10 protein-coding genes and 2 pseudogenes are annotated in these 11,761 nt (G+C 73.1%); 3 read left to right on the top strand and 9 right to left on the bottom strand.

Translation table 11 applies throughout. The features are described from left to right. Nucleotide 1: 1 nt before the first annotated feature. A pseudogene (locus tag AC5WRT_RS12515) lies at nucleotides 2–694 on the bottom strand (D-alanyl-D-alanine carboxypeptidase family protein); the annotation flags it as partial. 239 nt (nucleotides 695–933) lie between these two features. Next, on the bottom strand, nucleotides 934–2,082 hold the full coding sequence (rho, locus tag AC5WRT_RS12510; RefSeq protein ID WP_496093112.1) for a transcription termination factor Rho: 1,149 nt from the start codon (nucleotides 2,080–2,082) through the stop codon (nucleotides 934–936). Between the two features lie 342 nt (nucleotides 2,083–2,424). On the opposite strand from rho, the gene AC5WRT_RS12505 reads away from it, so the two are divergent. Then, nucleotides 2,425–3,690, top strand: coding sequence for a cytochrome P450 family protein (locus tag AC5WRT_RS12505; RefSeq protein ID WP_496093113.1), 1,266 nt, complete (start codon nucleotides 2,425–2,427; stop codon nucleotides 3,688–3,690). Between the two features lie 406 nt (nucleotides 3,691–4,096). Here the strand turns inward: AC5WRT_RS12505 and AC5WRT_RS12500 are convergent, their stop codons facing one another. Continuing rightward, entirely contained in the window at nucleotides 4,097–4,495 is a 399-nt protein-coding gene (locus tag AC5WRT_RS12500) for a nuclear transport factor 2 family protein (RefSeq protein WP_496093114.1), read from the bottom strand. Nucleotides 4,496–4,565: 70 nt separating this feature from the next. Between AC5WRT_RS12500 and AC5WRT_RS12495 the strand changes: the two genes are divergently transcribed. Both AC5WRT_RS12495 and AC5WRT_RS12490 read left to right on the top strand, forming a co-directional pair. Continuing rightward, nucleotides 4,566–5,135, top strand: coding sequence for a PadR family transcriptional regulator (locus AC5WRT_RS12495; protein ID WP_496093115.1), 570 nt, complete (start codon nucleotides 4,566–4,568; stop codon nucleotides 5,133–5,135). 378 nt (nucleotides 5,136–5,513) lie between these two features. Beyond that, a pseudogene (locus tag AC5WRT_RS12490) lies at nucleotides 5,514–6,265 on the top strand (class I SAM-dependent methyltransferase). On the opposite strand, the gene AC5WRT_RS12485 reads toward AC5WRT_RS12490, so the two are convergent. The 6 genes from AC5WRT_RS12485 to AC5WRT_RS12460 all read right to left on the bottom strand — a co-directional run bounded on the left by AC5WRT_RS12485 (nucleotide 6,235) and on the right by AC5WRT_RS12460 (nucleotide 11,692). Next, on the bottom strand, nucleotides 6,235–6,978 hold the full coding sequence (locus AC5WRT_RS12485; protein WP_496093116.1) for a GntR family transcriptional regulator: 744 nt from the start codon (nucleotides 6,976–6,978) through the stop codon (nucleotides 6,235–6,237). The pseudogene AC5WRT_RS12490 and the gene AC5WRT_RS12485 overlap by 31 nt on opposite strands. 130 nt (nucleotides 6,979–7,108) lie before the next feature. Further along, the gene (locus AC5WRT_RS12480; RefSeq protein ID WP_496093117.1) at nucleotides 7,109–8,275 is read right to left on the bottom strand and encodes a serine hydrolase domain-containing protein; all 1,167 of its coding nucleotides are present in this window, start codon (nucleotides 8,273–8,275) and stop codon (nucleotides 7,109–7,111) included. 108 nt (nucleotides 8,276–8,383) lie between these two features. Continuing rightward, entirely contained in the window at nucleotides 8,384–9,352 is a 969-nt protein-coding gene (locus AC5WRT_RS12475; RefSeq protein ID WP_496093118.1) for an acetylxylan esterase, read from the bottom strand. Between the two features lie 109 nt (nucleotides 9,353–9,461). Beyond that, the gene (locus AC5WRT_RS12470) at nucleotides 9,462–10,046 is read right to left on the bottom strand and encodes an Rv1733c family protein (RefSeq protein ID WP_496093119.1); all 585 of its coding nucleotides are present in this window, start codon (nucleotides 10,044–10,046) and stop codon (nucleotides 9,462–9,464) included. Between the two features lie 232 nt (nucleotides 10,047–10,278). Next, nucleotides 10,279–10,986, bottom strand: coding sequence for a ferredoxin reductase (locus AC5WRT_RS12465; protein WP_496093254.1), 708 nt, complete (start codon nucleotides 10,984–10,986; stop codon nucleotides 10,279–10,281). A gap of 100 nt (nucleotides 10,987–11,086) precedes the next feature. After that, entirely contained in the window at nucleotides 11,087–11,692 is a 606-nt protein-coding gene (locus AC5WRT_RS12460) for a sulfite oxidase-like oxidoreductase (protein ID WP_496093120.1), read from the bottom strand. Nucleotides 11,693–11,761: the final 69 nt, after the last annotated feature.

The raw sequence follows: 11,761 nt of genomic DNA, 5'->3' as shown, positions 1-11,761 counted from the left end.
TGCCCGCCTTGGTGGTGTAGCCGTTCTTGATACCGATCAGCCCGGGATACTTCTTCACGCCGTTGGCGCCGGTCAGCAGCCGGTTGGTGTTCCTGATGCCGTACGACTCGCCGTCACCGGGGAAGTACGCCTCAGCGGTGGAGCAGTAACGGGCGAAGTCGGGGTTGCGCAGGCCCTCCCGGCCGAAGACGGCCAGGTCGAACGCGGAGGACACCTGGCCGTCGGCGTCGTAGCCGTCGGGGGAGACGACATGGGTGTCCAGGGCGCCGAGCGCACGTGCCTTGTCCTGCATCCGCCTGGCCGTGGTGTTCCAGCCGCCGTTCAGCGCGGCGAGCACGTGCACGGCGTCGTTTCCGGAGTTGAGGAAGACCCCGCGCCACAGGTCGGCCACCTGGTAGGAGTGCCCCTCCTCGACACCGACCAGGCTGCTGCCCGCGCCGATGCCCGCCAGTTCCTCGGTGCGCACGGTGTGCCGCATCGAGGAGGGCAGGGAGGGCATCACGGTGAGGGCGAACAGGGTCTTCAGCGTGCTGGCGGGCGGCAGCTTGCGGTGTGCGGAGCTCGCGGCCAGCACGTTTCCGCTGCCGGCGTCGGCCACCAACCAGGACAGCGCCGACACCTCCGGGACCCCCGGCGCGTCCCGGTGTGGCCGGACCTGGATGCCGGAGCGGTAGAGCAGGGACGGCCCGGGCATCACCGTTCCCGGGCCGGGCGGGGCGGGTTGTCCGGCACGAGGGCCGGCGGAGGCGGTGGCCGGTGTGAGCGCCAGCACGCCCGCCACGCACAGGGAACAGGCCGTCGCGGCCACCCGATGAGAAAGTCCGGTGATCATGTGATCAACGTACGAACGGGTGCGCCTTCTCTCGCGCCGGAAGGGCCGTTCGGCTCACGCGGGCCACCCGGATGCAGGATTCCGTCCCCCCGACGGCCGGTTCAGCCGACGGGCAGGGTGGGCCGGATCCGCCGCAGGAACGTGGCGTTGTCGGGGGTGGAGCGCAGCCGCTCAAGGAGGGTCTCCAGACCGGACGGGCCACCCTCGCGGGGACGCAGCACACGGCGCAGACCCTGCACGGCCGTCAGTTCGGCCGCGGTGAGCAGCAGTTCCTCGCGGCGGGTGCCGCTGGCGTCGAGGTCCACGGCCGGGAACAGGCGCCGGGCGGCGGCTTCCCGGTCCAGCCGCAGCTCCATGTTGCCGGTGCTCTTCAGCTCCTCGAAGTAGTAGCCGTCGGCGCGGGAGCCGGTGTCCACCAGGACGGTGGCGAGGATGGTCAGCGAGCCGCCCTCCTCCGCCTGGCGGGCGGCGCCGAAGAACCGCTTGGGGCCGACAAGCGCACCCGCGTCGACACCGCCGCTCAGGGTGCGCCCGCCGGCGGCGGAGGCGTTGTTGTGCGCCCGGCACAGCCGGGTCAGCGAGTCGAGCAGGATCACGACGTCCTCGCCGGCCTCCACCAGCCGCTTGGCCCGCTCGACGACCAGCTCGGCCAGGGCGATGTGCTCCTTGGGCGTCCGGTCGAAGGTGGAGGCGTACACCTCGCCGCGCACCGAACGGCGCATCTCGGTGACTTCCTCGGGGCGCTCGTCCAGCAGCAGCACCATCAGCCGGCAGTCGGGGTGGTTGCCGGCCACGGCCGCGGCGAACTGCTGCAGCAGGACCGTCTTGCCGCTCTTCGGCGGGGCCACGACGAGCCCGCGCTGGCCCTTGCCCACCGGTGCGAACAGGTCGGTGACGCGCCCGGCCGGTCCGGAGCCGTGGTGTTCCAGACGGATGCGCTCGTGTGGGTGGACCGGGGTGAGATCGCGGAAGTGACGCCGGGATCGCAAGGAAGCCGGGTCGCGTCCGTCGACGCGGGTGACCTCGGTCAGGGCGCGCCGTTCACCCTGGACGCCTTCGAGGAGGTCGCCCCTGCGCAGCCCGTGGCGCCGGATCAGGGCCGGCGGGACCTGCGGGTCGACGGGGGAGGACAGCAGGCGCGCGGCGCGCAGATGCCCCTTGCCCTGCGCGTCGATGTCGAGGACACCGGTGACGAGCCGGGCGGCCGCGGCCTGCTGTTGCGCGGGAGGGTGTTCGAGTGTGGTGGTCATCGAGGGAGGTCCTTTCGGTGGACGGGACAAGCGAAGGGGGAAGGGGGAGAGGCCGCGAGCGGGAGGCCTTGACGGCTGCCTCCGGGCGGCGGGAACGGCACCTCGGGTACGGCGGAGACGCCCTGGTCACGAGGTGGTGCATCAGAAGAGGCCCGAACCGGCCAAAAACCCCGGCCGACGGCCGAGGGAGACGAGCGGCGCCGGTGTCCGTACGACGGGACACGCACACGCGCTGATCGCACTATACCCGTGCGTCCGCTTCGGTCAACATGATGCCGTCCGTGTCCATTCCCGCCCCGCCCCGTACCTTCTCTTCCCGTCCGACCGTCAGGAGAAGCATCCGTGGAGACCTCCGCCGTCCGGCCCCCGCACCGTCTCGACCCCTCCGGCGGGTGCCCGCACTCCGTCAACGCACGGCTGCTGGCCGACGGCGCCGTGGCCCGGGTGGAACTGCCCGGCGGCATCGAGGGGATGGCCGTACTCGGGCACGAGGCACTGAAGGAGTTCCTCCAGCACCCCGAAGTCGCCAAGAACGCATGCCACTTCACCGATCTGAGGAAGGGCCGGATTCCCGCCGGCTGGCCACTGCTCACCTTCGCCACCGTGCGAGGCATGACGACCGCCGACGGGGAGGACCACCGGCGGCTGCGGTCCCTGGCCGGCCGCGCCTTCACCCCACGCCGCGTGGAACGACTGCGGCCGTGGATCGAGGAGCTGACCGACACACTGCTGGACGACCTGGCCCGCGCCGCTGCTGCCGCGGACGGGGTGGCCGATCTGCGGCGGCACTTCGCCCTGCCCCTCCCGATGGGGGTCATCTGCGAACTCCTGGGCGTGGCAGCCGAGTTCCGCGACCGGCTGCATCACCTCAGCAGCCGAGTCGTGGCCACCGACACCGAGCCCGCCGAGGCCGTCGCCGCCAACCGGGAACTCGTCGCCGTCCTGGGCGGGATTGCGGCGGCGAAGGCGGCGGCGCCCGCCGACGACCTCACCAGCGCCCTGGTCGCCGCCCGTGACGAGGGCGGCGACCGGCTCGGCGACCAGGAGCTGATCGGCACCCTCCTCCTGATGATCGTCGCCGGGCACGAGACCACGCTGAACCTGATCACCAACGCCGTCCGCGCGCTGTGCGCCCACCGTGACCAGCTCGCCCTGGTGCGCGCCGGCCGGGCCGGCTGGGCCGACGTGGTGGAGGAGACCCTGCGCTGGGACGCGCCGGTCAGCTTTTTCCCGTTCCGCTACCCGGTGCGCGACCTGTCCGTCGACGGCACGCTCATACCGGCCGGCACCCCCGTGCTCGCCGGCTACTCCGCCGCAGGCCGCGACCCGGCCGCACACGGCCCGGACGCCGACCGCTTCGACGTCACCCGTCCCGCCCGGCCCGACGCCGTACGCCATCTCTCGCTCGGCCACGGCGCGCACTACTGCCTCGGCGCGCCGCTCGCCCGGATGGAGGCCGGTATCGCGCTGGAACGACTGTTCTCCCGGTTCCCGGCCCTCGAACTTGCCGTCCCGGACGCCGCGTTGGTACCCAACGCCGGATTCGTCGGCAACAGCGTGCGCACGCTGCCGGTGCGGCTCGACGCCGACGGCACGTCCGCGGCCTGAGCGGCCGTCATGCCAGGGCACCGCCCAGACGTCCCCGGACCGCGACGATTCCGGACGTCCGGGGACTTGCCCTCCGCCATGGACCGTCTTCTCCGTCCTGGTGGACGAGTGGCCGGGCCCGCGCTGCAGAAACTCTCGTCCAGCACCACGTTCCGAGAGAGGTCCTGGTGGGCGGTACCCTGCCCGGCCCCGCAGTCTCCGCCCCGCGCTCTCCACGCCCGGCCCCAGGCCACGAGGCCCGTCTCGTCAGCCGGGACAGGGCGTACCTCTCGACCAGGACACGAACCCGCCCGCGCCGAGCGACGTGGACGACCGGCTGTAGAAGGACGCCGGGGCCACGCCGGGGCGGCTCGGGGGCCGAGCCTCGGGCCCGGGGCGGCCGTGACGTCCGCGGAGCGGGGCGCGCTCACGCGGGCCGCGCCTGCGCCTCCTTCGCGATCTCCTCGAACCGTGCCCCCATGGCCTCGGCCAGGGCGTGCGCGCCGGACAGCGGGCGGACCATGACCATGAGCTGGTCGATCAGCCCTTCCTCGTTCACGTGCAGGAAGTCGCAGCCGGTCAGCTCGCGGTCGCCCACCCGGGCCGTGAAGACCAGCGCGTGGTCGGGGGCGGCCGGATCGCCGATCTCCCGGACGTACCGGAAGTCCTCGAAGACCCGGGAGACCGCGCGCAGGATCGCCGCCGTGATTGCCTTGCCCGGATACGGCTTGAAGACGACCGGGCTGGTGAAGACGACGTCCTCCGCCAGCAGCGCCTCGACGGCGTCGATGTCCCCGGCCTCGACCGCGGCACGGAACGCGTGCACAGGCCGCCCCCTTAGTCAACTAATTGAATAGGTGCGGATGAGATTAATCAACGGCTGCTAGTCTGTCCACATGTCGCTTAAGTACGCCGTGCTGGCCGCCCTGCTGGAGGGCGAGGCCTCGGGCTACGAGCTGTCGAAGTCCTTCGACGTCTCGCTCGCGAACTTCTGGCCCGCCACCCCGCAGCAGCTCTACCGGGAGCTGGAGCGCCTGGCCCGGGACGGGCTCGTGCGGGCCCGCACCGTGCAGCAGGAGCGGCGGCCGAACAAGCGGATGTTCACGCTCACCGAGGCGGGGCGGGCCGAACTGGAGGCGTTCGCCGTCGAGCCCCCGAAGCGGCCCACCGCGATCCGCGACGAACTCCTCGTCAAGATCCAGGCGATGGACGGCGGCGACCCCGATGCCACGCGGGCGCTGATCGAGGAGCGCATGGGCTGGGCGCGCGGCAAGCTCGACCGCTACCGGCGGGTCCGCGACCGTCTCCTCGACGGTCGTACCGAGGACGAGTACCTGCGCGACGCCGACCGCGTCGGTCCGTACCTCACCCTCATGGCCGGGATCGCGTTCGAGGAGGAGAACCTGCGCTGGTGCGAGCGGGTTCTCGCGGTCCTCGCGCAGCGGGTGGCCTCAGGGCCTGTCTGACGGTTCCCGTCTGCCGCGCGACGCCCTGCACGCTCCCCACTCCTCAGGTGCGTGGAAGGTGCCCCCACTCGCCGCACCGGCCCAGGCCCAAGTACGTCCGGTACGAGGGCTGGGCCGGCACGCCGAGAGCACGCACGTGACGCCGCGCGGCCGCCCTTCGGGCAACGACGCGTATGGTCGGACAAGCCCTGGGGCGTGTTTCGAAAGTCCCGTCCGGTCCGCGACGCCTGGCACGGCACCTCGCCGCGTTGTCGGGATCGTCCACGTACGCCCGGTACGAGGACGACCCTCCGCCTTGCGATGCACCGCACCAGACGCCGCGGACCCCGCCCTCCGGGCGGACGACGCCACTTTCGAAACACGCCCTAGGGTGAGGGGATGTTCGGTCCCGAAGGTCCCTCCCTGCGTGAACTCGCGGTGCAGGCGCTGTCGTCTGTCGAGCGCGGCTACGACCTGCTCGCCCCGAAGTTCGACCACACGCCCTTCCGGCGTCCGACGACGTCCTGGAGTCCGTGGCCGAGGCGCTCACCCCGCTCGGCCCGTTCCAGGACGGGCTCGACCTGTGCTGCGGCACGGGCGCGGGCGCCGAGGTGCTCACCGGGTTGTGCCGCCGCAGTGTCACCGGCGTCGACTTCAGTGCCGGCATGCTCGACGTGGCCCGGCACCGGGTACGGCCCGCGGGCGGGCCCGGGGTGGCCTGGGTGCGCGGTGACGCCCGGGCCCTGCCGTTCACGGCCGCGTTCGATCTCGTCGTCTCCTTCGGGGCGTTCGGGCACTTCCTGCCGCGGGAACTGCCGGGGCTGTTCGCCCGGGTCCACTCCGTCCTGCGGCCGGCCGGCCGCTTCGCCTTCCCCGTGCTCGCCCCGCCGAAGCCGACGCGGACCGGCTTCTGGATGCTGCTCGGCTTCGACGCGGTGATGCGGGTGCGCAACGCGCTGTGGCGACCGCCGTTCGTGATGTACTACCGGGCCTTCCGTCTCGGCCGTGTACTGGAGGAGTTGGAGCGCGCCGGGTTCGCCGTCGACCTGTACGACCTGCCCGCGTTCGGGCGGCGCGGGGACGGCAGCCCGCGGGCCCGGCTGGTGGTGGCGCGGCGGGCTCAGCCGGCGGCGGGCAGCGTGAACTCGTAGACCAGGGCCTCCTGTTCGGAGTTCACCACCAGATCGGTGATCTCCAGCGGCCGGGCGTACTGGTCGTGCACCCGCCGGGTCACCCGTACCGAACGGGCGCCGTCGGCCTGGGTGATGGCATCGTGGTGGTGCAGTGACAGGCCGGCCTTGCGCATCCAGTCGTAGGCCCGCCGCAGCTGCGCGGGCGTGATGCCGTCGGCCCGGTCCCGGTAGCGGGCCAGCTCCGCCACCTCGGCCAGTGCCACCGCCGAGAACGACGTCACCGCCGTGCGCAGCGACCGGCCGTCCGGCGTGGCCGACCGGTAGCGGTGCACGAGCGTCGGCCGGCGCGGGGCAAGTCCCAGCGCTCGTGCGTGCTCCTCCGGCGGCGCCTCCCAGGTCACCGTGGCCCGGTCGACCGAGGCCGGGTCCGCCGAGCGGGCGCCCAGCGGGAAGGCCGGCGTGCCCGGTGCCCCGACCGGCCGGGCGGGCAGCGTGGCATGGCTGCCCCGCCGGTCGGTGGCGACCAGGCCGTCGCGCCGCAGCACCTCCAGGGCCTGCCTGATCGTCTCCCGGCTGACCTGGAAGTGCGCGGCCAAGTGCCGTTCGCCCGGCAGCCGTTCGCCCGGCGGGACGGTGCCGGCGCGCAGCTCGTCGAGCAGCAGCGCCGCGATCCGCCCGTACAGGGGCCGGCCGTCGCTCTGCGTGGGATCGTGCGGGGTGGTGCGGGCCATGCCGCGCCCTCCTGTGGTGACAAGACGTAGTCGTGCGGGCTCGTTGCGCGACCACACTTAGCATTGGTCTAAACCACAAGGGAAGAGCGGTCTGCCGGTTCGGCCGAAACCCGCCCGCGCGACCGCTGGGTCACAAGGCGCTGTACAGCGCCTCGATCAGCGCCGCCTTCCGCGGGTCGTCGGCGATGTGCGGCCCCATCCGGTTCATGACGTACCCCATCGACACGCCCGCCTCCGGATCGGCGAGCCCGCACGAACCGCCGAACCCGTCATGACCGAAAGCCCGCGGGTTCGGGCCGTACGACCTCTGGGGGCCGCTCAGCCACAGACCGAGCCCGACCTCCGTCTCGCCCTCGAAGCCCGCGCCCAGCACGAGATCGCGGCAACTCCCCTGCCCCTCGCGCACCCGCTCGGCCGCCTCCGGCGACAGGACGCGCCGACCGCCGTGCGAGCCGCGCCCGGCGAAGACACCGTACAGCGCCGCGACCGCGCGCGCCGTGCCGTGCCCGTTGGCCGCGGGGATCTCCGCGGCCCGCCACTCGGGCGAGTTCGCCTCGGCCGCGCCGACCAGCGGATTGGCCAGCGCTGCCAGCGCCGCGGGCGCCAACCGGCCGAAGACCGCTGCCTGTTCGCCGCTCGACGCGGCCGGCGGACGCACCAGCTCGGCCACCCGGCCCGCCTCCCTCGCCGGCAGCCCGACCGTGAAATCGATCCCGAGCGGGCCGGTCACCTCCCGCTCCAGGAAGGCCCCCGGCCGCGAACCGGAGATCCGCCGCACGACCTCGCCGACCAGGAAGCCGTACGTCAGCGCGTGATATCCGGACCGGGTGCCCGGCTCCCACCACGGCTCGGTCGCCGCCAGCCGGGCGGTGGTCAGCTCCCAGTCGTACAGATCGTCCAGGGAGTGCGGCTCCCGCAGTCCGGACAGCCCGGCGCGGTGCGACAGCAGATGCCGGACGAGCACCTTCTCCTTGCCGGCGGCGGCGAACTCGGGCCAGTACGCGGCCACGGGCGCGTCGAAGTCGAGCAGCCCCCGGTCGGCGAGCAGATGCGCGCACAGCGCCACCGGGCCCTTGGTGGTCGACCACACGTTGACCAGCGTGTCCCGCTCCCACGGACGGGTTCCGGCCGCGTCCGCCCAGCCGCCCCACAGATCCACCACCGTGACCCCGTCGACGGTCACCGCCACGGCGGAGCCCAGCTCGTCCCGCTCCCGGAAGTTCTCCTCGAACGCCTCCCGCACCGCCGTGAAACGCGCGTCGCAGTGGCCGTGGACCTGGGTCTCGTGCGCGGACATGGGACCTCCGTCGTCGCCGGGAACCCGGGCCGCGACGCCGCGACCCGGGTTCCCCGAACGTACCGACTGGTCGGACTGGAGGGAAGTCCCCACACGTCCGACCGCGACTCAGGCGTACGACCGCAGCCAGCGCATCTTCTCCGCCTCGTGGAAGGGGCCGCCGCCCTCGTGGTCGTTGAAGTCGTAGACCTCGATCGCCTTGTCCTCGTGCGCCCAGGCGTTGAAAGCCGCGAACACGGTCGACGGCGGGCAGGTCTGGTCCTCCAGCGCCGCCGAGAACAGCGCGGGCGCCCGGCCACGGGCCGCGAAGTGCACCCCGTCGAAATAGGACAGCGTGCGCAGCGCCTCCGCCGTGCGGCCGCGGTGCGTCTTCAGGAACAGGCCGATCTCGCGGTACGGGTGCCGGTCCGTCAGCGTGGTCGCGCGCGGGAAGTCGCACAGGAACGGCACGTCCGGTGCCACCGCGACCAGGTCGGGGACCAGACCGCCGACGGCAAGGGTGATGCCGCCGCCCTGGCTGGCGCCGATCACCGCGGTCCGTGCCGTGTCGGTCAGCGGATGCGAGCGGGCCGCCTCGACGGCGCGCACGGCGTCCGTGAACACCCGCCGGTAGTAGTAGTTCTCCGGCGCGTCGATGCCCCGCGTCATGAACCCGGGGTACGCCGGCGCAGCGCCCACCGGGTCCGCGGTGCCTCCCCCGGCACCCCAGGCGCTGCCCTGGCCACGGGTGTCCATCACGAAATGCGCCCGGCCCGTGGACGCCCACAGCAGGTCCTCGTGCGGCAGCCCGCGCCCGCCGCCGTAGCCGATGAACTCCACGACCAGCGGCAGCGGCTCGGTCGCGCCGGCCGGCAGCCGCAGCCAGCCCCGGACCTGGTGGCCGCCGAACCCGGCGAACGTCACGTCGTACACCTGGACCGTCGACAGCCCGGTGTCCACCGGTTCGAAGCGGGCTTCCAGATCGTGCTCACGGGCCTCCTCGAGGGTCTTGTCCCAGAAGGCGTCGAAGTCCTCGGGTTCCGTGGACTCACTGCGGTGCTCGCGAAGTTCGTCGAGGGGAAGGTCGAACAGGGCCATCAACAACCGCCTGGCGTAGGGAGAAAAGCGTCAGCCCACCGTACGTGGGGTGCGGGAGGACTGACCAGTAAGCGTTTGCCCCCCTGGGCGGTCCGGGCCGCCGGGCCGGTCATGCCCGTGGCTGGGTCCACTTCGGTCCCGTCCGGGCCCACTCCCGTTCCCACTCCGCGAGCCGGTGCCGCAGAGCGATCCGGCGCTCGACGGCGTGTCCCAGGAGCACGACGGCCGCCGCACCGCCCGCCGCGAACAGGCCGACGGTCACCGTGTGCTGCCAGACCGCGGCGGCGTTCGGCGGCGGCGCGACACTGCGGCCCCGGGCGTCGAACCACACGGAGACGGTCTCCCCGGTCGTGGTCCCCGCCGGCACCCGGGTCCATGCCGTGCGGGCACCCTTGCCGGGCTCGGTCCAGCGGACCCGGGCCCGGTACGGGTAGGCGCGGTCGGTCTGCCTGCCGGACAGCCGCTGCGGCGGGTCCCCGATCACCCGCGCGCGCACCTGGTGGCGCTCGGCCCGCTGGGCGGCCGCGAGGCCCTGGGCCGCGTCATGGGCCCGCAGGCCCGCGGCCACTCCGACCAGGGGCGTGACGACGAACAACAGGACGGCGGTGATCAGCACCGTCCACGCCTCGACGACGTCGGAGCGGCGCCGCAGCGGATTGCGCCGCCAGCGCCAGCCACGCACTCCGGTACGCATGTCCACCTCCTCGCACCGCCGGAGCCGGAGAGCGGGCGGGCCGGGCCTTCGGGGTCCGCCACCCCCACCGCTCGAGCACACGAGCGTCCACACCCGTCTCGTACCCCGTACGGAGCACCTCGCTCGTGCCGCGAACCGCGAGTTCCAGCCCACCTGGAGCACGGAACGCGCCACGCGCCCACGGTCGCGCGACCGGCGCCGGTCGCGCGACCCGAGGGTGCTGACGAGCGGCTCAGCCGAAGCGCTCGATACGGATCCGGTCGACCGGCTGGCCCGCAGCGACCAGCAGCCGGGAGGCGTGCTCGGCGAACCCGTTGGATCCGCACACATAGGCCTCCCAACCACTGGCAGGCGGCTCGGCCAGGAGCGACGCCACATGTGCGGCAGTCATACGTCCCACCGGCACCCCCTGAGGGGCACTGCGGGTGAAGACGGGCGTCGTCTCCGCTCCCAGCTCCGCGGCGTAGATCAGCTCCTCGGGGCTGCGCGCGGACACCAGCATGCGCAGCGGCACGCCGAGGCCGAGCCTGCGGTGGTGCCGCACCATCGACATCAGCGGAACGATCCCCGAGCCGGCGCCGAGCAGCAGCGCGGGCCGGTCGCCCGGCCAGGCGAAGAAGCCGCTGAGCGGCCCGCGCACCTCGACGCTGTCACCCGGACGGGCGACCGTGTGGAACCAGCCCGACACCTCGCCGTCCGGCACCTGGTCCAGGGTCAGTTCGATGTGCCCGGAGTCGTCCGGTGCCGACGCGACGGAGTAGTGCCGTTGCGCCACATAGCCGTCCGGCGCGGTCAGCCGCAGCATCAGATGCTGGCCGGGCAGATGTCCCGCCCAGCGCGGCACCGCCAGCCGGAACGTCGCCGCGCGCGGCGTCTCACGCCGGATCTCCGTCACCGTGGCGGTCTGCCACACCGCCGCCGCCTGCTCGCTCACCGCGATCCGCTCGGGTACGGCGAAACGGGGGGTGAGGAGGCGGGGGCCGTTGGCGGCGGCCGTGTCCGGGGCCGGGCCGGGGGTGTTCGTGTGCGTCGTCGCCGGGTCAGTCACCGGAGTACCGCTGCTCCTCCCAGGGGTTGCCGCGCTCGTGATAGCCGTTGCGTTCCCAGAAGCCCGGCTCGTCGTGGTCGAGGAGGGTGAGGCCCGCGATCCACTTGGCGCTCTTCCAGAAGTAGAGGTGGGGCACCAGCAGCCGCGCCGGGCCGCCGTGCTCGGCCGGGAGGGGTTCGCCGCCGTACTCCCAGGCGATCCAGGCCCGCCCGCCGGTGAGGTCGGCGAGCGGCAGGTCGGCGGTGTATCCGGTGTGGGAGCGGGCGAGTACATGGGTGGCGGACGCCAGGGGCCGCGCCACCTCGAAGAACGCGTCCAGACAGACACCGCCGAAGCGCACGCCGAACTTCGACCAGCCGGTCACACAGTGGATGTCACCGTCGTACGCCGACGTCGGCAGCGCGTGCGCCGCGTCCCAGTCCCAGGTGTGTGCGCGCTCCACCAGGCCGTCGATGCGGAAGGACCAGTCGGCCGGTGCCAGAGCGGGGGTGACCTCGGCGGACAGGACGGGCCAGTCCTCGCCCGCGTCGTACTGCCCGGGCGGCAGCCCCGGGTTGTGCACGCGCGGGCGGCCCGTGAAGCCTCGCGTAACGTTCATTCTTCAACCGTACGCTGTCGTTCGGGGTGCTCCGTACCTGGTCACCGCCCGGATGACGGCAGCCGTACG

It is taken from the genome of Streptomyces sp. NTD91 (assembly GCF_059510455.1).
Note: the sequence above shows the minus strand (reverse complement) of the source record. Positions and strands in the feature narration are given on the sequence as shown.

What these genes read in the sequence shown, in the direction of transcription:
- rho (WP_496093112.1), bottom strand. Translation starts at nt 2,082, where the DNA reads ATGACCACCACACTCGAACACCCTCCCGCGCAACAGCAGGCCGCGGCC.
- AC5WRT_RS12495 (WP_496093115.1), top strand. Translation starts at nt 4,566, where the DNA reads ATGTCGCTTAAGTACGCCGTGCTGGCCGCCCTGCTGGAGGGCGAGGCC.
- AC5WRT_RS12485 (WP_496093116.1), bottom strand. Translation starts at nt 6,978, where the DNA reads ATGGCCCGCACCACCCCGCACGATCCCACGCAGAGCGACGGCCGGCCC.
- AC5WRT_RS12480 (WP_496093117.1), bottom strand. Translation starts at nt 8,275, where the DNA reads ATGTCCGCGCACGAGACCCAGGTCCACGGCCACTGCGACGCGCGTTTC.
- AC5WRT_RS12475 (WP_496093118.1), bottom strand. Translation starts at nt 9,352, where the DNA reads ATGGCCCTGTTCGACCTTCCCCTCGACGAACTTCGCGAGCACCGCAGT.
- AC5WRT_RS12470 (WP_496093119.1), bottom strand. Translation starts at nt 10,046, where the DNA reads ATGCGTACCGGAGTGCGTGGCTGGCGCTGGCGGCGCAATCCGCTGCGG.
- AC5WRT_RS12460 (WP_496093120.1), bottom strand. Translation starts at nt 11,692, where the DNA reads ATGAACGTTACGCGAGGCTTCACGGGCCGCCCGCGCGTGCACAACCCG.